Genomic DNA, 18,993 nt, shown 5'->3' with positions numbered 1-18,993 from the left:
TTCCATCATGCTTCTTCTGCTCCTGTGATAATCCAGTTTTCTTCTTGCTGTGCGAGAATGGCACAGGCAGGTTTGGCGGCAAATTCCACTTCCGGCAATGGCTCCACCCCCTCCGGCAGTAGCAAGGAAATCCCGCGCCCGCTGCCGCCTGAACCCTGCCCGACGTTAATCGGTGAAGACAAAATCCCGCCCGGCGTGACTTTCAGAAAACTGCCGCCGACTTTCAGGGTAATTTCTGCCGCCGCTTCCAGCACCACTTTACCGCCGCTTTTCAGGTGGATTTCCTGCCCGCTGTCAATCACCGTAGCGTCGCCGGTCTGGATATGCTGGCTGCCCGCAATCCGGTGGGAGACATCGCCTTCGGTGGTGATTTTGCGTGAACCGGCCACCTGATGGTGGTCATCGGCGCGGATATCGTGGTAACGGTTATTATCAATGCGTTGTTTCTGGTCATGTTTGATATGCCAGTACGCATCGTTTTCAATATGGGCGGTAAAATCTTTCTGGCCGTGGACATAGACTTCTTCACTGCCTTTGGCATCTTCAAACCGCAGTTCGTTAAAGCCCTTGCCTTTATGGGTTTTGGTCTTGAAGGTGGTGCGGGTTTTCTCGGCAGGTAAGTCCAGCGGTGGGCGGTTGAGGCCGTTATAGACACTGCCGGTAACAATTGGTCGGTCAATATCGCCATTGAGGTAAGAGATGATGACTTCCTGCCCGATACGCGGTATCGCCATAAAACCAAAGCCATTGCCGTTCCAGCCCTGTGCTACACGCACCCAGCAGGAGGCACTGTCATCGGCTTGGTCATAGCGGTTCCAGTGGAAGTGCACTTTTATCGCCCCGTCTTTATTGACGAAAATTTCCTCACCTTCGGGGCCGACCACCATCGCGGTTTCATCACCATCGGCCAGTGGTTTGTAGTGGAACGGTGGACGCCAGTCGGCAAGGCCGTCGATAAAGCTGAAGTGATTGCTGAGTGTTGTACCTTCTCCGCCGTTATCGCCCAGTACTTGCGGACAGCGCCCGTGATGGCTGATACCGACAATCTGCCAGCGGGCATTCAGTGGCGTATGCGGGTGATTTTTAATCTCAAAGATTTTGCCGGGCATCAGTTTGATGCAGTTGCTGTTGCCGCTGCCGGTCTTTTTCTGGTTATCCAGCGCTTCATGGCGGTATTTGAGAAACGGTTTGGCGGCGGCGTCTTTCTGGAAACGCCCGTAGCTTTCAAACACGGTATACGGCGTTTGACTGCCAAAATCACGAAAACCTTCACTGCTGGTCATATGGGAGAGGTGATAACGCGGGTTGTCGTAGTTAAAGTCCTTGTGGAGGCTGCGCTGCGGGCTCATCCCGACACCCAGCCGTACCTGATAAATTGCATCCATGCCGTGGGCGGTTTCCGGTTGCGGGTTGTATTGCAGCGGCAGTCCCGCCGTCATCCCCAGATGGCTGTCACTGAAAAATAACGTTTCATCCTCAAACCAGAAACTGATGCCTTCTTCCGCCGCCAGACGGCTGAAAAACCCATAGTCCGATTCCCGCTTCTGGGTCACGTATTCGCGGTCTTGGTGGGGGTCATAGAGCTTCGAATCCGCCTTTACCCGGTGTTTTTTCAGCAGGCCATTTAAGATGGCAGGCACATTTTGCTGATGGAAAATCCGGCTCTCCTGATTGAGCGTCAGGCGCCAGAGGGCAGGGCGCACTGTCATACTATAAAGGGTTTTATTGCCGTCGGTGCCTGCCCAATCGGCGTGGGAGATGAGACCGGTGATTTTGCGCTGCGCCTGTTCCCCGTAAAAGATTTGCAGCACCGCTTCCTGCATCAGTAAGGCATTCAAGTTCACCTCATCCAACGGTTTAAACGGGTTTGGTGTGTGGGTTTTGACCAGTGTCAGGTTCAGGGTAAACAGCGCCGATAACCCTTCCTGCAAGGAAAACTCCCCTACGCTAAACGTGTTTTCGGGCAGTCCCGCGACCTGAAAAGTAAACCGTAATCCACTTTTGGCGGCGGGCAGCCTGTCGATGATATTCTTCATCATGGTGTGTTTTACTCCTTGATTGTGATGGACGGATTGCGGAAACAGCGGGGTTAAGCGTGAGTTTTACCCAATGTCCGCGAACCGGACGTTAGCGTCACCTGCCGTGCCAGTGCCCGCAGGTAGGTCAATTTTTGCAGGTACAGCGATTCCTTGTTGTTTTTCATTTAACTTTTATATTCCTAATGTAATGATTGATAATTAATCGGCACATTATGGATAAAGTTTATATGAAATCAATGAACTATAATTAAATGTGATTTATTGCTCTCATTTATTTATTTTAAATATTGATTAAATACAAATTTTTTATGATTTGGGAAAAGTCTTAAGAGCAGCAAATAAAAAAGCGGCATAGATTCGTGCCGCTTTGATGTTGATGAATTTCAGTTGAGATAGGTAAATGCGGTGGTGACTCGTTTTACGCCGCTGGTTTCGCTGGCGATTTTCGCAGCGGCAGCGCCTTCTTGTCGCGTGACGATGCCAAACAAAAAGGCTTCACCATCTTCTGTCACCACTTTGATGCTGGAGGATTTCACGGCATCGCTGGCTAAAATTTTGGAGCGCACTTTGGTCGTCAGCCAAGTATCCGCAGAGGCCGTGGCCAACGTGACGGGATTGCCCTGACGGATCTCGTTATATACCACGTCGGTGCCTTCAACTTTTGACGCAATCTGTTTCGCCCGTTCAGCCAGAGCCATATTGGGGCTTTGGCCTGTTAAGAGAATTTTAGCCTGATACACCGTCACGACCACGCGGGCTTGGGCCTTGATTTGTGGGTCTTTACTGATGGCGTTGCTGACACGTGCTTCCAGCGTGGTATCGTCAACTTGTTGCCCGACGGTTCGCGGATCTGAGCCGGCTTTGGTGGCAATCGCGGCGGAACCCACGACGGCAGCACCAATACATCCTTGCAATAGCATTGCACTGAAAAATACCAATAATAGAGAAAATAACCGCATAAGTTGGCTCCTTATTCATCCTGATGAGGGAATAACGTGTTGTCGATTAAGTCGCACAGGCAATTGATTGTCAACATATGAACTTCTTGGATCCTGACGCTGTGATGTGAGGGAATGCGTATCTCAACATCCTGAGGGCCGAGTAAACCCGCCAGTTCGCCGCCATCGTAGCCTGTTAATGCGACAATCGTCATATCACGTGTCACTGCTGCTTCCACCGCTTTGATGATATCCCGACTGTTGCCATGGGTCGAAATAGCAAGCAGGACGTCCCCGGTATGTCCCAGTGCCCTGACTTGCTTGGCGTAAATTTCGTCAGGCTGTTTACTGTTGGCGATAGCAGTGACTACGACATTATCAGCATTCAACGACAGAGCAGGCAGGCTTGGCCGATCGGTTTCAAAGCGATTAATCATGCTGGCTGCAAAACGTTGTGCGGTTGCGGCCGAACCACCGTTACCACAGCAAAGAATTTTGTTGCCGTTCAGCAGTGATTGCACCATCATCATTGCAGCGCGTGATATGGCATCGGGTAATGCTTCTGCTGCTGCGATTTGAGTTTGAATACTTTCTGTAAAGCAGACTTTAATTCTATCCAGCACGTTATGACCTATGTATATTGGAATTATTGAGTTAGCGAGAAAATCGAGAATCTAGTGAAATAGGTTCTCATTCAGGTGAAGGCGTTTTTCAGCCATTCAAATTCCTGTCCTGTTATTGCACAAACATCGAAGCGGCACGGTGCCGTTTCCAGGCATTCATTGCGTCGGGACAGCCAGACAGCCGCTGTATATAAGAGCTTTCTGCGCTTACTTTGGGTAATTGTAGCAATGGCTCCACCATATTGTGCATTCCGGCGGAAACGGACTTCGACAAATACCCATGTTTGTTTATCGCGCATAATCAGATCGATTTCCCCGCCACGAATTTTCACATTCTCAGCAACGAAGACAAGCCCCTGTTTTTGCAAAAACAGTTTAGTCTGATGCTCATAATGGTGCCCCAGCGCATAGTGATTGTTCATTGGTTTTTTCATCCTGAAATGACCACGATACTTTTCATTATGATACTTTTCATTATGATACTTTTAATCATAGAGAATAATCACAGAGAATTATTCACCTCATTGGGATTATCCCCTTGTCCGGTACTATTGATATCAGTGCTGTCAGTATTTTCTGTGTTATTGATACCTTCTGGATGATGGGTATTTTCAGTGCCATTCGCTTTGTCAGTGCGATTGTCGGGAATTATGCGGCCATGATTGAATTGCATCCAAGGCAACTGACGTAAGATGGTGCAGTTGTCCATCACGGACAGCTCCCCTGAAGCACCGCTCAGGTGGAATCCCATTTCTTGCTGCATTCGGGTAAATTGATTGGCCAGTGACCACGCATCAATGCCCATGGCATAGAGGCGCATCAGGGAATAATCATTGGCAAATTTTTGAGCTGCTTGCTGCATTAATGGCACATTGATACCGGTTAGCAATGGAATATCGCTAAACTGCATGCCATCCATCTCCAGGCGGAAATCGGGGCCTGAGCCAGATTTATTACTGCGCGAACTGGCATAGAGGGTGGGTTTTTTACGGGTGCTGATGGCCATATCGATCATTGGCTTGATGATGGTCAGTTCATCGGCTGTTGCGACAATGTAAACGGCATCGACAGGGCCAGTGGCTGAACTGGCGGCAATTATCGGGGTACCGGACAAGCGAATACCAATACCACGATTCATGGATTGCCGCATTTCATTCGGCGTGCCAAAAGTCTGTTGCAATACCGCCTGTCCCCCCAGTTTTTGCCACTCTTGCGCAAAGGCATTGGCAACGCGGGAGCCTAATTCAGTACGAGGGATTAACACTAAAGGGCTGTGCTTTTGCTGTTGCCAGATATGCAGGGCGGCATTTTTTGCCTCATCCTCAGGAGAGAGGGAGAAATAACAGATATTCGGCTGTCTTTGCGGTGTATCGAGTTCATTAAGCGCCAGAATATTTAATGGCGTTTCAATTTGAGCCAACTGTTCTACGTTAGGTTTCAGTAAGGGGCCAACAACCAGGGTAACGCCATCTTGTTTAGCCTGTTGCAGCAATTCGGCCAGTGGCTGGCTGTCAGTATCATAGATTTTGACCGCCTGATCGTTGATAGGGGCATCATTAATCTCGGTATTTTCGGGGGGGAGCGATGGCTCAGCGTTAACCGCTTCATTTGCATCGCTGGCATTTGCCGGCAATGATGATTCTGGCAACGAAGGGTTTGGCAACGAAGGGTTTGGTAACGACGGTTTTGGTAATCCTTTTTGTGCATCAAGGAAACCTTGCCGGATCGCGTCACCAAATATTTTCGCCTGACCGCTTAAAGGCAGAAATAACCCAATGGTCGCATGGCTGCCTTTGCCTTCTTGCAACATTTGTTGCAGGACAGTAGGTAAACTGCGTGCAGCAGGATTGTGTGGATAGCGGATTTGCCAATCATGGATAGCCAGACGCAGTTTATCGAGATCCTGTGTATTGGCCAGCTGTTTATTGGATTGATAAGTGTTGAGTAAATCAAGCCAGCCCTGCAACGTATATTCATTGGCATTAATCACCAATTCACTCATTTGCTGTGGGGAGAGTTGCGTCAGTAACTGCCAAGTCTCATCAAGGTTTTTTTGGCGGGCAGCGTCGTTTGTTGCGTAGGACTCCAATGCGATGTAAGCACGGATAACCTCCAACGAGGGTTGATTGTGTGCCGCGTCAATAATGGCTTGGTAGCGGTTAATCTCTGCGCTGATATTGTCCTGAGGCTCAGAAGTTGGTTGCCCTTGCTGTTTGGGCATGGTACACCCTGCAATAATCATAGCTGACAGCAGTGCTGTATAAATTAAACCAGTTTTGAAACGCACAAAAATTGAGGGAAGCATACTGTATCCAGTGATGTTTTTTTCAAAGATGCTCAATTTTAAATCGGTCATTCGGATGAAACAATGAATCAAACCAATCGAGCAGTGGTTACGACATCCACGCTGTATGTTGTGCCAACCCCTATTGGAAATCTGGGGGATATTACTCAGCGCGCTCTTGAAGTTCTTAAACATGTCGATCTGATTGCGGCTGAAGATACGCGACACACTGGCTTGTTGCTTCAACATTTTGCCATTAATGCGCGCATGTTCGCACTTCACGATCATAATGAACAGCAGAAAGCAGATCAATTGCTTACGAAACTCGAACAAGGGGCAAGCATCGCCTTGGTGTCTGATGCGGGGACGCCTTTGATCAACGATCCGGGTTATCATTTGGTTCGCCGTTGTCGTGAAGCCGGTATCAATGTGGTTCCACTGCCCGGCCCTTGTGCGGCAATCACCGCACTGTCGGCTGCCGGCTTGCCTTCCGATCGCTTCTGTTATGAAGGTTTTTTGCCTGCCAAAAGTAAGGGGCGTCAGGATACCTTGCGTGAGTTGGCACAAGAGCCACGAACGCTGATTTTCTATGAGTCAACACATCGTCTGTTGGACAGTTTAGAAGATATTGTCAAAGTGTGGGGCGCAGATCGCTATGTCGTGTTGGCGCGTGAATTGACCAAAACGTGGGAGTCTATTCAAGGTATGCCCGTCGGTGAACTGCTGGCATGGGTCAGGGAAGAGGAAACCCGCCGTCGGGGAGAGATGGTTCTGATTGTGGAAGGATATCGTAAACCCGCCGAGGATAGCTTGCCACCGGAAGCCTTGCGAACATTGGCTGTGCTGCAAAAAGAGCTGCCATTGAAAAAGGCGGCGGCATTGGCGGCAGAGATCCACGGTGTAAAGAAAAATGCCTTGTATCGTTATTCGCTCGATCAAAACCCGGACTTGGATCAAATTGAAGAAGACGTGTAAAACCCCTATACATTGAATAGTAAACCTCTTATAATCCGCGCCGGAGTTGACTAGACAGTCGCTGCTTTATTGCTCTTTCGGGAGAAGTAAAGGGGAGGAAAGTCCGGGCTCCATAGGGCAGGGTGCCAGATAACGTCTGGGAGGTGAAAGCCTACGACCAGTGCAACAGAGAGCAAACCGCCGATGGCCCAGTTTTGTTTGCAAAAACAAATTTGGGATCAGGTAAGGGTGAAAGGGTGCGGTAAGAGCGCACCGCGCGATTGGTAACAGTTCGTGGCACGGTAAACTCCACCCGGAGCAAGACCAAATAGGGGTTCATAGGGTACGGCCCGTACCGAACCCGGGTAGGTTGCTTGAGCCAGTGCGCAAGTGCTGGCCTAGATGAATGGCTGTCCAAGACAGAACCCGGCTTATCGGTCAACTCCACAGATTTAGCCCTATAGAGCAGATTGCTTTATAGGGCTTATTCTTTTGCTGGCAGAATAGCGTTTCCAGTCGCACAAGGCGTCAGGCGAAAAAGGAATTAATCCGCCAAGTCAATCAATAATCCTCGAAATGGCGTTTCCGCCTGTAATATCACGTTCTGTTCTTCCTGAATAAAGGCTCCATCCCCGCATTTGATTTTTACGTTGTCATGTTTGTGAACAGCAGTTATTGCGTTGCCACTAATGGATTGCAGGTAAGCATGTTTGCCACGTAAAGCCAAAATCTGGCTGCCATGGGGCTTTAGTTCGAGATAGCTTATCCATACTTGCTGACGCAGGGACATGCTATTGTTTTCTGACGTCGGAGAAGCCAGTAATGTGAGCGGCTGATCTGGCAGTACCTTACGCTGTAATGGCTGTGTTTCTTGCTGAGGACAGGCATTGAGCCAGAGTTGCAGCCGTGTCAGGGGTATTGTGTCACTGATATTGTGCTCGCTGTAACGAATTCCCTGACGGGCAGAAAACAGCAAGCAATCCCCCTGACGTGCATGGAAGTGATTGCCTTCACTGTCCCGATATTCGGCTTCGCCTTGCAGAACAATATTCAGGACATCAACATGAGGATAAGATTTGGGTTGGAACTCGGCTTTGGGTGCCAACACTTCCTGATTAAGTACCCGCAGCGCTCGGTAGTTCAAAAATTTTGGGTCAAAATAGTGACCAAATGAAAAAGTATAGCGAGCCTGTAGCCAGCCATAATCTGCTTTTCCGCATTGATTTGCTGTTCTCGTTATTATCATGCCTGTTATCTCTTTGGCCATAGATCGATGACCCTCGATCTTAATTATCTGGACGTTGAAATGTTAGCCAGTTAATCTGGTGACTATATTCAAAATTCCTGATTGAGAAATATATGGGCAAAGAACGTGCGCTTACTTTGGAATCCCTGCGCGTCATGGATGCGATAGACCGACGGGGAAGTTTTGCTGCCGCAGCGGATGAGTTGGGTCGGGTGCCTTCTGCACTGAGTTATACCATGCAGAAATTGGAAGAAGAATTGGATGTCGTATTGTTTGATCGCTCGGGTCATCGCACGAAATTTACTAATGTTGGCCGGATGTTGCTGGAGCGGGGGCGATTACTGCTTGAGGCGGCGGATAAATTGACCGCAGATGCAGAAGCGCTTGCCCGTGGCTGGGAAACCCACCTGACGATTGTGTGTGAAGCGCTGTTCCCGATCACATCGCTTTTTCCGCTGGTGGATAAATTAGCAACTAAATCGAATACCCAATTTTCGTTAATCACGGAAGTGCTGGCGGGGGCTTGGGAACGTTTGGAAACGGGGCAGGCTGATATTGTGATTGCCCCGGATCTGCATTTCAGGGCTTCTGCCGAAATAAACTCGCGGGTGCTTTATTCCATTAATAATGTCTATGTTGCCAGTGTCACGCATCCCATCCATCATGAACCGGAACCCCTGACTGATGCCACACGGGTGAAATATCGTGGCATCGCCGTGGCGGATACAGCAAGGGAGCGTCCGGTGTTGACGGTGCAATTATTGGATAAACAACCGCGTTTAACGGTGAGTTCACTGGAAGATAAACGCCGGGCGCTTTTGGCCGGCTTGGGCGTGGCAACCATGCCATATCCTTTGGTAGAACAAGATATTGCCGAAGGTCGCTTGCGGGTGATTGGTTCGGAATATAGCCATGAAACCAGCATTATCATGGCATGGCGGCGTGACAGCATGGGAGAAGCCAAGTCTTGGTGCCTGCGTGAAATCCCTAAATTGTTTGCGAAGAAATAATGCAAAAAGCCCCTTGCCGGATAAACAGGGGGCTGTCAAAGGAAAGGCGATTACCCGTTTTCTGCAATTACCAATTTTTCTTTAATACATGGTCAAGACTAAACCTTCCCGGCCCCATCATCGCCAACAGCAAGTAGCCTGCGCCAATGGAGAAGTTTTTCAGGAACATCGTCAGGTTCATGTCATTTGAAAAATCGCTGTGGAACAGCAGTGCGGTCAGGATACAGAAAATAAAGGTAAACACCGCCGTGGTACGGGTCAGCAGGCCGAACATCACCGCAAGCCCGCCACCCAGTTCAAGTAAGATCGTCAGTGGCAGCAGGATGCCCGGCACTCTCATCGCTTCCATAAATGCCTGTGTTCCCGCGTAGGCCTCACCTAATTTTCCATATCCTGCGATAATAAAAAGCACGGAGATTAAAATACGGGCAACCAGCAGGCTGCTATCTTCAAATTTTTTCATGATTGTCTCCACAAATACCGCAGGTAGCGATAAGTAAGCTGTTTGTTTAGGTTTCATCGTCCAAAAAATGGACTAAATGGCACGATTTGTTCATCGTTATCGGATGGGGTGTATTCTAAAGAGAGGCATTAAGGGTTGATAGTAAGGAATATTAACAATTTCATGCAGTTTTTTTGAAAGGCTTATGTTGATGGAACATTTTTATGATTAATTTTTATGATTAATTTTTATATAGTGTATTTCGGACGATTTTCACGACGCCCAAGATGCTGATCATCCGACGTGACCAGCGATAAAACGCCTTGGGGTGACGTAACCCATAAAGCAAGGCGAGGCCAGAGCCTATGGCGACATAAGGCTTGAAAGCGGCGAGGGCTTGCCAGCCTTTATCATACGGTTGTGTGACTTCAAGCCAGTTCTGGCCATAGGCAGAAAGCAACTGGCGTTGTTGCCGGATCGTGTTTAATAACTGTTGCTTGCGCACTTTTCGCTGATAATGCCCCGACTTATTCATGCTGATCTTCCTCCAGCATTTTGCGGTCAATATTCAGTTGCTCTCTGGTTGCGTTGAGAAAGGTCAAGTTGCGGGCTTTTCTTATCGTCCAGATTGCACCCAATACGGCGAAGAGCAGTAGTATACCGGCCGTGATGGCGATTGCCGCTATGCGGTAAGCTGGCCCGATGCTCCAGAATATCAGCACTAACAGGCACATCAGGCCAAAACCCGCGAATAATAGCGTTAACCCTACCAGCAATAGCAGCTTTATCAGGGTTGCTGCGCCTTCCTCCAACTCAACCGCCGCGAGTTGGATACGGGTTTCAACCATATGGACAATCATCGCGGCTATTCGCCGTACCGTATCAAACAGCCCTTTGCCGGGGCCTTTCGGATGGGGGCGTTGAGTCATGTCAGCGCCTTGCAAGCAGAACACCCAATACCACACCAATGGCTGCACCGATACCGACACCGGTCCACGGATTTTCACGCACATAATTATCCGCATGGCCTGCCATTTCTTTGGTTTGACCGACCCATTTATCGCTGGCTTCACTGAGCGTAACACGCGCATCTTTCAGCATTTTTTCTGCTTTGCTGCGTAGCTTTTCCAGTTCTGCCTTTGGCTTGTCACCGGCGTTATTGAGGATTTCTTCTAGCGTATCGGCAAGGGATTGTAATTCAACACGTAGATCTTCAGAGCTTTTCTTCTGTGGCATTGCCAGTCTCCTTAAATATACGATGGATGAATTTCAAACATAGACGCTTTTATCAGGAGAGGAAAGTATGAATTGATGAAAAATTGTCACGAACTATTTTAATGGCGATGCCCTGTGGTCTATTTCACGACAATACCACAGGGAAATCAGAGAGAAATTAACGTGTTACGGCAGAAGTTTATTCGTGCGCTTTTTACGCCAAATCACCGTCAGACTGCCAATTAAGCCAATGAGTAACAGACCGACAGGCAACAGAACCAAAAAGTTCATCAGGTATTCTTCATACTGGCAAAACAGCGGGCTTTTACCCAGCGCATAACCCAGTGCTGTGAGAATGGCGACCCACAGGAACCCACTCAGCCAATTGAATAGTTGAAAGCGCCCACTGCTCAGCCCCGCAAGGCCCGCCAGTGTGGGCAACAATGTCCTGATAAACGCCAGGAAACGGCCTATCAGTAAGGCAGATAAACCATGACGGTGGAATAAGTTATGTGCGCGTTGATGATAGTGTGCGGGAAGATGTGACAACCAACCCTGAACTAATTTTGTATTGCCAAGCCACCGTCCCTGAAGATAGCCGATCCAGCAGCCGAGGCTGGCTCCGGCGGTGAGAATGACTAAGGTCGCAGGAAAGCTCATGGCCTCTTTTGCAATGAGGACACCGACTAATATCAATAGGCTGTCGCCCGGTAAAAAAGCTGCGGGTAAGATCCCGTTTTCCAGAAACAGGATAGTAAACAGCAGTATGTAGATTGTCCATACCAACGACGGATTAGCCAGTGTTTCGTAATCTTGGTGCCAGAGTGCATAAATAAGGTCTGTTACAATTTCCATCAAATGTTCCTAAAACGCGGATTAAGGATGACATCTTACTTTTATGGTCATTTATGGTTAATTTCTATTAAATACGTTGTCAGCACAAAGTAGTTAATATCAATTGTCATAAAATGATCTCGAAATCCCTTCAAGATGGCCTAAAGATCGACTGGCACACTTTAACAAAATCAACAGAATCGAGACAGAAGATTTTGTTGGGTAATTGAACACTTACCTCAATGTAAACGTGAGTTCATTTAGATATCTCTGTTAATGAATCGTTTGATGAGATTTTATTAAATAGCATTAACGGGTTATTTACCCTTTGTATGGACTAAATTTACGTATATTGCCAGTTAAATTCACTATTACTCATTGATTAATAGCGAAAAGAAATCCCTCTATTCTGTTCATATTAGAGAGATATCCTGTGTTTGTTGCTGAAAGTATTTTTTGTTAATTATTTGAATTTAAGGATTAATTTGTTTTTTGTGGCGGTGCCGATGACATCGTGAATACATCAGAATGTATTGCGACGAGAAAATTGCAGTTTCGATCACACAAATGTAAGTAAATTGTTATCAATTGTTGAGTTGTCTGTATATTGCAATAAATGATTTTTACAGCTCTATTTATTTTCCTTATTGGGAAAGCAAACACAAAAACATCAGGCTCAACGAGCCAAAAATACCAAATGGATAGGCTATGAAAAAACAACAAAAAGGCTTTGTGCGATATTTTGGGCAGTTTATTGTACAAGGAAGCTTGGTAAAACAAATTCTTATCGGTTTAATACTGGGGATATTACTGGCATGGCTGGCACCTTCCGCAGCCAAGTCGGTTGAATTTCTGGGAACACTCTTTATCGGCGCATTGAAAGCGGTCGCGCCTGTTTTAGTGTGGATATTGGTCATGTCTTCAATCGCAAATCATAAGGCAGGCCAGAAAAGCAATATTCGTCCCATTCTGGTTTTATATCTGGTCGGCACATTCTGTGCGGCTGTGGTGGCGGTGATTGGCAGTTTATTGTTCCCATCCACGTTGACGCTGGTGACGAATGACACTCAGGTATCACCACCCGAAAATATCGTTGAAGTGCTGAGGGGATTGCTGCTTAATATCGTTGCTAATCCGATTGATGCAATACTGAAAGGCAATTACGTTGGGATCCTGGCATGGTCAATTGGTTTGGGCATTGCTTTACGTCATGCCAACGAAGCGACGAAGACCTTGATGCAGGATTTGTCAGGGGCAGTGACACAGCTTGTGCGTGTTGTGATCCGTCTGGCGCCTGTCGGTATTTTCGGATTAGTTTCTTCAACCATTGCGACGACCGGTTTTAAAACCTTGTTCGGCTATGTTCACCTGTTAAGCGTGCTAATTGGTTGCATGATTATCGTTGCACTGGTTGTCAATCCACTGATTGTCTACTGGAAAATTCGCCGCAATCCTTATCCGCTGGTTTTTGCCTGCTTGCGCGAAAGTGGCGTTATGGCGTTCTTTACCCGTAGTTCAGCCGCAAATATCCCTGTCAATATGGCAATGTGCCGCCGTATGAACCTCGATGAAGATACTTACTCTGTTTCCATTCCTTTAGGTGCGATTATAAATATGGGGGGAGCAGCCGTTACCATTACCGTATTGACATTGGCCGCTGTGAATACGTTGGGTATCGAGATTGATCTACCAACAGCAGTTTTATTGAGCGTAGTATCGGCGGTTGCTGCATGTGGAACTTCGGGAGTTGTCGGAGGTTCTTTATTGTTAATTCCATTGGGATGTAGCATGTTCGGCATTTCCAATGAAATTGCCATGCAGGTTGTTGCAGTAGGGATGATTATTGGTGTAATACAGGACTCTGTTGAAACTGCTTTGAACTCTTCCACGGATGTGCTGTTTACCGCGGCCGCCTGCCAGGCCGAAGAGATCCGTATCGCGGCGGATCAATTGACCCAGCGTTAATCAAATTATTAGCGGGATGAAAAAAACGGTGATAATGGACTGGGGATAAATTATCACCGTTTTTGCGTTACAATTTAAGCGCCAGGCGGGTGCCTTGGGCGATAGCCCGACGGGCATCCAATTCGGTTGCGATATCTGCCCCGCCAATGATATGCACGCTTTTTCCCATTGCCTGTAACGGTGGGTAGAGGGCTTTCAACGGCTCCTGTCCGGCACAAATAATCACATTATCCACTTCAAGGCATTGTTGTTCATCGCCACGGCGGATATGCAATCCCTGATCATCAATCTTCACGTATTGGACGCTGTTTAACATCGTGACACCCCGCATCAGCAGGCTGGCTTTATGCACCCAGCCCGTGGTTTTTCCCAGACCTTCCCCGACTTTGGAATCCTTGCGTTGCAGCAGATAAATCTTGCGGGGGGAACGTTCAGCCTGTGCGCCTTCTGGCTGTAATCCTCCCCGATGCCTGATTGTCCGATCAATGCCCCACTCATGACTAAAAGCATGGCTGCTCAAACTGGTGCTTTGTCCGCTTTGACTCAGGTACTCAGCGGTATCGAAACCAATGCCGCCCGCACCGATAATGGCAATCCGTTTTCCAACCGGGCATTTGTATTTCAAAACATCAAGGTAAGTCAGCACCTTTGCATGTTCAATGCCGTCGATATGGGGAATGCGTGGCATAATCCCTGTCGCGATGACAACTTCATCAAACGCTGAAAGCTGGTCAGCGGTTGCCGTCTGGTTGAGGAGAACTTCAACGCCGTTCAAGGCTAATTGGCGTGCAAAATAGCGTAAGGTTTCATGGAATTCTTCTTTGCCGGGAATTTGTTTGGCGATATTAAATTGTCCGCCGATTTGATTTTCCCGTTCAAACAGCGTGACATGGTGCCCCCGGCTGGCGGCGGTGACGGCAAAGGATAATCCCGCTGGCCCTGCACCGATAACCGCGATGGTTTTGGGGGCGTTGACCGGGGTGGCGATGAATTCGGTTTCATGGCAGGCGCGCGGATTGACCAGACAAGATGCCAGTTGGCCGACAAAAACCTTGTCCAGACAGGCTTGGTTGCAACCTATGCAGGTATTGATTTCATCGGCGCGGTTTTGTTCGGCTTTCAGGACAAACTCAGCATCCGCGAGAAGCGGCCGCGCCATGGAAACCATGTCAGCGTAACCTTCACTGAGAACTTGTTCAGCAATTTGGGGATCATTGATGCGGTTGGTGGTAATTAAAGGGATGCTGACTTTTCCCATCAATTTTTGCGTGACCCAACTGAATCCGGCTCTCGGCACCATCGTGGCAATCGTTGGAATACGGGCTTCATGCCAGCCGATACCGGTATTGATGATCGAGGCACCTGCTTTTTCAATCGCCAGAGCCAGTTGTTCGATCTCTTGCCAATCAGAACCTCCTTCCACTAAATCCAGCATGGAAAGGCGGTAAATAAGGATAAAACGCTCTCCCGTGATGGCGCGGACGGCTTTGACAATATCGACAGCAAAGCGTATGCGGTTTTCGAAAGTACCGCCCCACTTATCCTGCCGCTGATTCGTGCGTGTGACCAGAAACTGGTTAATGAGATAACCTTCTGAACCCATGATTTCCACCCCATCATAGCCTGCCTGTTGGGCAAGTTGGGCACAGCGGGCAAAATCCTTGATGGTCTGCTGGATATCTTCCTCAGACATTGCCCTCGGCATAAAGGGATTAATCGGCGCTTGGATCGCTGAAGGTGCGACGGAATTTTTCTGATAGCTGTAACGTCCGGCATGCAGGATTTGCAACGCAATTTTTCCTCCGGCCTGATGTACCGCATCGGTAATGAGTTGATGGTGCGGCAGTTGAGCTTCACTATTCAGGATACTTGCCCCTGCCGCAACCACGCCCTGTGGATTGGGTGCGATACCGCCCGTCACCATTAATGCGACGCCGCCCGCCGCCCGTTCGGCATAAAATTGTGCTAAACGTTGGGCACCGTCGGGATATTCTTCAAGCCCGGTATGCATTGAACCCATCAATACACGGTTTTTTAGTGTGGTAAAGCCCAAATCCAGCGGTTTAAGCAGGTGAGGGTAGTTGCTCATTGCATTCTCCATCAAATATTTGGTAGCTCAAGAAATAAAACAATCAAGTGGTCGGATGAGATGATGATTAAATTTAGACAGTTCCAGCATTATTGGAACTGCTTTGTTAATTGATTGTGACAAACATCATGGAATAGCGCATCAATGGCACCTTAATGGAAAATCTATTGAGGCTGGAAATGCCGCTTATTGATGATTGTTTCTAGGATTGTTGTTTTTATGTAAAAACATTCTTCCATAATGCTAAATAAGAGTGGCAGAATTAAGCCTTTGCCGAAAGAAGTAGGGTGGAAACCCATATGGGGAAGATCAGTATGAAAAAAATCACCGATTGGGTGACGTTGGCAGGCAACAGTGTCACGTTAATCCCTTTGTCGCATGACAGACATGATGAATTTGTTCGCGCCATTGAGGATGGACAATTACATCAACTGTGGTATGCCAATGTGCCTGACCCCGCCAATGTCCATGCGGAAATTGAGCGCCGTTTGACCCTGCACGCCAAGGGCAGCATGTTACCTTTTGCTGTCATTAATAATGCAACGGGAATCGCTGTTGGCATGACATCTTATATGAATATTGATGCGAATACGCCCAGATTAGAAGTTGGTTCTACATGGTATGCACGTTCTGTCCAACGTACCGCGCTGAATACGGAAGCAAAATTTCTCTTGTTGCAGTATGCGTTTGAAGAACTGGAATGTGTTGCGGTGGAACTCTGTACCCATTTTTTAAATCACCCAAGCCGCAAAGCGATTGAACGATTGGGCGCTAAATTGGACGGTATTTTGCGTCAGCACTTGCGCGCCAAAGATGGTTCGATAAGGGATACGTGTGTTTATAGCATTCTTCTCAATGAATGGCCCGCCATTAAAAATCATCTTATCTGGTTAATGACGAAGCCACGTTGAGTACCCGATGGGTCTTCCTTTTTTTGTCTGGCAGGAAATCAAGCGGCGGAAAGGGAGGCCTTAATGTTATTTTCCAGCTCATCCAGTAATTGGTAGCGGCGGCGATATTCGGCGCGTTTTTTACTGGGGATATCCTCCAACGATTTTCTTTCTATAAATGATGGTAAATGGAAATCATTATTTTCCTTTCTGACGCCACTTAGCGATTCCCAGAAAGCGTTATAATCGGCCACCATCTGATTTTTCTTTTTATGCCAATAACGAATGCTACGGTAGATATGAGTCTCGTTACTGACTGCCAAGATCTGCTCACAATTCATATGCTCGGCAAAGCGACAAATTGCCTCAATCAACAGGCGCTTGGGAAATAACCCGTAACACTCTTTAGTCGCATGGCGGATCATCTCCAGGGCATTATCCCCTTTGGCTGGCCCTTGCAATACACCGATAAAGAGTGTTTGTTTGCCATCAATCGTTAATAAAGTGAATGCACACTTGGCCAGAATGACATTTTCCGCAGTGGTAATATATAAAGAGAGTTCACCTTCTTTATTCAAATTATCCAATGAATCAAGATATATCAGAAATGTTTCATTTTTCCCTTGAAGGGTTGCCAACAAATATGCATGAATATCAAAGATTCGACTAATAACGGTAGATTCTAATTGTTTGAATAATAATTGATAGTGCTCATTCAGGGCGCCTACGATCTGCTTGCGCTTGAAATTAATGCTCAAGTATGGGCGATGTAATTTGCAAGGCAAACTGGGTTGTTTTTTCAAAATATCCAAATAATGAGGCGTTCTGGCAAGGCCATTCAACAGCTTCAATGTAGTCACGGGCGTCAGGAGACTACGCAGGGCAAATTTAGTCCGATTGCTGGAAGAGTGCCAGTGTTCACCTGGAGTTACACGCTTTCCGACAAGATCAGCAAACAGCTTCATTCCTGAAGACGTAGGTTGTTGTAAATTATTCATTAATGCTCAAGCTCAAGAAAAACAAGAATATTGATACCCACTGGATTTCAAGTTGCAACGCAGTGGCAAAAGAACAAGTCCCTACCCAAGAGCAGAGTGAACGCTATGTTGATAACTACGTGACGGGTGGGCGCTGACGTAGCCAACAAAGCTGCAACTTGCAAGGTGACGAGTATATAAGAAAGCCATTATATCATTGAATTACCCAGTTCTAATCAGATGTTTACAAAATATTCCATTACTTTAAATTTATTTATTTTTTATTCTGATTAAGTTTTTTTATTATCATTTTTGCTAAATGATTTTGCCAAATAGTTTTGCCAAATAGTTTTGCTATTCATATTCATTATTAAGAAAACCACAAAATTTAATATCCTGAGGTTTTCAAGCAATACTTGAGTTGTTACTGGATGGGTAAAGATTGGGGACAGGCTTCAAGCCAGCTTCATATGTAACAGGGGGAACGGATTTCCTTCTCCATCCAGCTCTGAGCGGGAAAATACCTGAAATCCCATATGTTGGTAGAAGCCAACACCTTGGCTATTTTGTTCGTTGACATCCAACTCGTTGACCTGTAATTCGTTAATGGCAAATTGCAGTAACATCTTACCGATCCCTGTTCCCCGTGCTGGCGGCGCAATAAACAACATTTCTACCCGATGTTGAGCAATACTGATAAATCCTGCGATATGATTTTGTTCATCTACCGCCTTATAAACCGTGAGATTAGGCAAGTAGTCGTTAAGGATTTGTGGGCGTAAAACCTCAATCATATTTTTGGGTAAAAAATCATGAGTAGCAAGTACCGAGGCTTCCCAAACCTGTATCAGTGCTGCGAAATCAGCTCCGGTGGCTGGTTGTATTTGCATGAACGACCTCTATATTTATGCACTAAAAGCACACAGTTGATCCTATTGTTCAAGTTGGGCCCGTTTGCCCTGAGCAAGTAGATGTTCATCATTGTCAATCATATTGGTATGATTGCATTATCTCGTTAGTTTAGGTTTCTTAACTTTTTCCCTCCATCTCTCATCTTCAACAGGTAAAATACCCCCATTATAATTATGGGGGTGATAGTGATTGTAATAACCACCGATATCGCGGGATATTCTTTATCGTATCATGAATATCCGAGTATCTTTCTGGCGGCACCCATTCATTTTTCGTACAGAACCTAAGGCACGCAACTATACACACTTGGCGACCAAGCAGCTGGTGCAATCGCGAGGAAGCGTTTCAGTTCGCACACGATCGTCTCTATCGGCAAGCTACTCAACTGTGCACCATCGCGTCCAAGACGTGGCATAATGTGTTGCACACCATCATAGTGCCAGTGGCAATCTTTCGTTTCTGCTGATTCTAACGCCTGAGCTAAAATCGATAGATCACGACGTGGCCGGGGGGCAGCGGAATGTAACTCCACCCATCCTTCATAGCGCTGATGGATGACTATGTCGTCCTGCGTG

At 47.2% G+C, this 18,993-nt stretch carries 19 protein-coding genes and 1 other RNA gene; 5 read left to right on the top strand and 15 right to left on the bottom strand.

The genetic code is table 11. The annotated features are described in order from the left end of the window. Nucleotides 1-5: 5 nt before the first annotated feature. The 5 genes from PSI17_RS13170 to PSI17_RS13150 form a co-directional block, all read right to left on the bottom strand. Complete coding sequence (locus PSI17_RS13170) at nucleotides 6-2,039, bottom strand: type VI secretion system Vgr family protein (RefSeq protein ID WP_273552407.1); 2,034 nt, start codon at nucleotides 2,037-2,039, stop codon at nucleotides 6-8. 383 nt (nucleotides 2,040-2,422) lie between these two features. Then, the gene (gene dolP, locus PSI17_RS13165; protein WP_273552406.1) at nucleotides 2,423-2,998 is read right to left on the bottom strand and encodes a division/outer membrane stress-associated lipid-binding lipoprotein; all 576 of its coding nucleotides are present in this window, start codon (nucleotides 2,996-2,998) and stop codon (nucleotides 2,423-2,425) included. 11 nt (nucleotides 2,999-3,009) lie between these two features. Further along, nucleotides 3,010-3,600, bottom strand: coding sequence for a DnaA initiator-associating protein DiaA (diaA, locus tag PSI17_RS13160; RefSeq protein WP_273552405.1), 591 nt, complete (start codon nucleotides 3,598-3,600; stop codon nucleotides 3,010-3,012). A gap of 71 nt (nucleotides 3,601-3,671) precedes the next feature. Next, nucleotides 3,672-4,022 carry a YraN family protein gene (locus PSI17_RS13155; RefSeq protein ID WP_443256030.1) on the bottom strand — a complete coding sequence of 117 codons (351 nt, stop codon included), beginning with the start codon at nucleotides 4,020-4,022 and terminating at the stop codon, nucleotides 3,672-3,674. 80 nt (nucleotides 4,023-4,102) lie between these two features. Then, nucleotides 4,103-5,905: a penicillin-binding protein activator gene (locus PSI17_RS13150; RefSeq protein WP_273552403.1), complete on the bottom strand. Its 1,803-nt coding sequence runs from the start codon at nucleotides 5,903-5,905 to the stop codon at nucleotides 4,103-4,105. 63 nt (nucleotides 5,906-5,968) lie between these two features. On the opposite strand from PSI17_RS13150, the gene rsmI reads away from it, so the two are divergent. Continuing rightward, complete coding sequence (gene rsmI / locus PSI17_RS13145) at nucleotides 5,969-6,859, top strand: 16S rRNA (cytidine(1402)-2'-O)-methyltransferase (protein ID WP_273552402.1); 891 nt, start codon at nucleotides 5,969-5,971, stop codon at nucleotides 6,857-6,859. A gap of 42 nt (nucleotides 6,860-6,901) precedes the next feature. Further along, nucleotides 6,902-7,288: RNase P RNA component class A (gene rnpB, locus PSI17_RS13140), an RNA gene on the top strand. A gap of 94 nt (nucleotides 7,289-7,382) precedes the next feature. Here the strand turns inward: rnpB and PSI17_RS13135 are convergent. Beyond that, nucleotides 7,383-8,084: a pirin family protein gene (locus PSI17_RS13135; RefSeq protein WP_273552401.1), complete on the bottom strand. Its 702-nt coding sequence runs from the start codon at nucleotides 8,082-8,084 to the stop codon at nucleotides 7,383-7,385. A gap of 113 nt (nucleotides 8,085-8,197) precedes the next feature. Between PSI17_RS13135 and PSI17_RS13130 the strand changes: the two genes are divergently transcribed. Beyond that, nucleotides 8,198-9,094 carry a LysR family transcriptional regulator gene (locus tag PSI17_RS13130; RefSeq protein WP_273552400.1) on the top strand — a complete coding sequence of 299 codons (897 nt, stop codon included), beginning with the start codon at nucleotides 8,198-8,200 and terminating at the stop codon, nucleotides 9,092-9,094. 67 nt (nucleotides 9,095-9,161) lie between these two features. On the opposite strand, the gene PSI17_RS13125 is transcribed toward PSI17_RS13130, so the two are convergent. The 5 genes from PSI17_RS13125 to PSI17_RS13105 all read right to left on the bottom strand — a co-directional run bounded on the left by PSI17_RS13125 (nucleotide 9,162) and on the right by PSI17_RS13105 (nucleotide 11,606). Next, nucleotides 9,162-9,557, bottom strand: coding sequence for a DoxX family protein (locus PSI17_RS13125; protein ID WP_273552399.1), 396 nt, complete (start codon nucleotides 9,555-9,557; stop codon nucleotides 9,162-9,164). Nucleotides 9,558-9,777: 220 nt separating this feature from the next. After that, nucleotides 9,778-10,071, bottom strand: coding sequence for a YqjK-like family protein (locus PSI17_RS13120; protein WP_273552398.1), 294 nt, complete (start codon nucleotides 10,069-10,071; stop codon nucleotides 9,778-9,780). Further along, nucleotides 10,064-10,465: a phage holin family protein gene (locus PSI17_RS13115; protein WP_273552397.1), complete on the bottom strand. Its 402-nt coding sequence runs from the start codon at nucleotides 10,463-10,465 to the stop codon at nucleotides 10,064-10,066. The genes PSI17_RS13120 and PSI17_RS13115 overlap by 8 nt, the downstream gene beginning before the upstream one ends. A 1-nt stretch (nucleotide 10,466) precedes the next feature. Next, entirely contained in the window at nucleotides 10,467-10,772 is a 306-nt protein-coding gene (locus tag PSI17_RS13110; RefSeq protein ID WP_273552396.1) for a DUF883 family protein, read from the bottom strand. A 165-nt stretch (nucleotides 10,773-10,937) separates the two neighbouring features. Next, a complete protein-coding gene (locus tag PSI17_RS13105) occupies nucleotides 10,938-11,606 on the bottom strand; it encodes a DedA family protein (RefSeq protein WP_273552395.1) in 669 nt (222 codons plus the stop codon). A 687-nt stretch (nucleotides 11,607-12,293) separates the two neighbouring features. Between PSI17_RS13105 and sstT the strand changes: the two genes are divergently transcribed. Further along, entirely contained in the window at nucleotides 12,294-13,550 is a 1,257-nt protein-coding gene (gene sstT / locus PSI17_RS13100; RefSeq protein ID WP_273552394.1) for a serine/threonine transporter SstT, read from the top strand. Nucleotides 13,551-13,617: 67 nt separating this feature from the next. On the opposite strand, the gene PSI17_RS13095 is transcribed toward sstT, so the two are convergent. Further along, nucleotides 13,618-15,639, bottom strand: coding sequence for an NADPH-dependent 2,4-dienoyl-CoA reductase (locus PSI17_RS13095; protein WP_273552393.1), 2,022 nt, complete (start codon nucleotides 15,637-15,639; stop codon nucleotides 13,618-13,620). 314 nt (nucleotides 15,640-15,953) lie between these two features. On the opposite strand from PSI17_RS13095, the gene PSI17_RS13090 reads away from it, so the two are divergent. Continuing rightward, the gene (locus PSI17_RS13090) at nucleotides 15,954-16,550 is read left to right on the top strand and encodes a GNAT family N-acetyltransferase (RefSeq protein WP_273552392.1); all 597 of its coding nucleotides are present in this window, start codon (nucleotides 15,954-15,956) and stop codon (nucleotides 16,548-16,550) included. Between the two features lie 38 nt (nucleotides 16,551-16,588). On the opposite strand, the gene PSI17_RS13085 is transcribed toward PSI17_RS13090, so the two are convergent. From PSI17_RS13085 to PSI17_RS13075, 3 genes are all read right to left on the bottom strand, one after another. After that, on the bottom strand, nucleotides 16,589-17,527 hold the full coding sequence (locus tag PSI17_RS13085; protein WP_273552391.1) for a VirK/YbjX family protein: 939 nt from the start codon (nucleotides 17,525-17,527) through the stop codon (nucleotides 16,589-16,591). Nucleotides 17,528-17,961: 434 nt separating this feature from the next. Next, entirely contained in the window at nucleotides 17,962-18,396 is a 435-nt protein-coding gene (locus PSI17_RS13080; RefSeq protein WP_273552390.1) for a GNAT family N-acetyltransferase, read from the bottom strand. A gap of 305 nt (nucleotides 18,397-18,701) precedes the next feature. Next, entirely contained in the window at nucleotides 18,702-18,974 is a 273-nt protein-coding gene (locus tag PSI17_RS13075; RefSeq protein ID WP_337927215.1) for a DUF6687 family protein, read from the bottom strand. Nucleotides 18,975-18,993 lie beyond the last annotated feature (19 nt).

Origin of the sequence: Xenorhabdus sp. IM139775 (genome assembly GCF_028598745.1) — a bacterium.
In the GTDB taxonomy this organism is placed as follows: Bacteria; Pseudomonadota; Gammaproteobacteria; order Enterobacterales; family Enterobacteriaceae; genus Xenorhabdus.
This window is presented reverse-complemented; position numbering and strand designations above follow the sequence as displayed.

Coding starts and splice junctions, on each gene's coding strand:
- PSI17_RS13085 (WP_273552391.1), bottom strand. CDS start 17,527: ATGAATAATTTACAACAACCTACGTCTTCAGGAATGAAGCTGTTTGCT.
- PSI17_RS13130 (WP_273552400.1), top strand. CDS start 8,198: ATGGGCAAAGAACGTGCGCTTACTTTGGAATCCCTGCGCGTCATGGAT.
- PSI17_RS13080 (WP_273552390.1), bottom strand. CDS start 18,396: ATGCAAATACAACCAGCCACCGGAGCTGATTTCGCAGCACTGATACAG.
- rsmI (WP_273552402.1), top strand. CDS start 5,969: ATGAATCAAACCAATCGAGCAGTGGTTACGACATCCACGCTGTATGTT.
- PSI17_RS13135 (WP_273552401.1), bottom strand. CDS start 8,084: ATGATAATAACGAGAACAGCAAATCAATGCGGAAAAGCAGATTATGGC.
- PSI17_RS13095 (WP_273552393.1), bottom strand. CDS start 15,639: ATGAGCAACTACCCTCACCTGCTTAAACCGCTGGATTTGGGCTTTACC.
- PSI17_RS13155 (WP_443256030.1), bottom strand. CDS start 4,022: ATGAACAATCACTATGCGCTGGGGCACCATTATGAGCATCAGACTAAA.
- PSI17_RS13150 (WP_273552403.1), bottom strand. CDS start 5,905: ATGCTTCCCTCAATTTTTGTGCGTTTCAAAACTGGTTTAATTTATACA.
- PSI17_RS13105 (WP_273552395.1), bottom strand. CDS start 11,606: ATGGAAATTGTAACAGACCTTATTTATGCACTCTGGCACCAAGATTAC.
- PSI17_RS13170 (WP_273552407.1), bottom strand. CDS start 2,039: ATGATGAAGAATATCATCGACAGGCTGCCCGCCGCCAAAAGTGGATTA.
- PSI17_RS13125 (WP_273552399.1), bottom strand. CDS start 9,557: ATGAAAAAATTTGAAGATAGCAGCCTGCTGGTTGCCCGTATTTTAATC.
- PSI17_RS13110 (WP_273552396.1), bottom strand. CDS start 10,772: ATGCCACAGAAGAAAAGCTCTGAAGATCTACGTGTTGAATTACAATCC.
- dolP (WP_273552406.1), bottom strand. CDS start 2,998: ATGCGGTTATTTTCTCTATTATTGGTATTTTTCAGTGCAATGCTATTG.
- PSI17_RS13120 (WP_273552398.1), bottom strand. CDS start 10,071: ATGAATAAGTCGGGGCATTATCAGCGAAAAGTGCGCAAGCAACAGTTA.
- PSI17_RS13115 (WP_273552397.1), bottom strand. CDS start 10,465: ATGACTCAACGCCCCCATCCGAAAGGCCCCGGCAAAGGGCTGTTTGAT.
- PSI17_RS13090 (WP_273552392.1), top strand. CDS start 15,954: ATGAAAAAAATCACCGATTGGGTGACGTTGGCAGGCAACAGTGTCACG.
- sstT (WP_273552394.1), top strand. CDS start 12,294: ATGAAAAAACAACAAAAAGGCTTTGTGCGATATTTTGGGCAGTTTATT.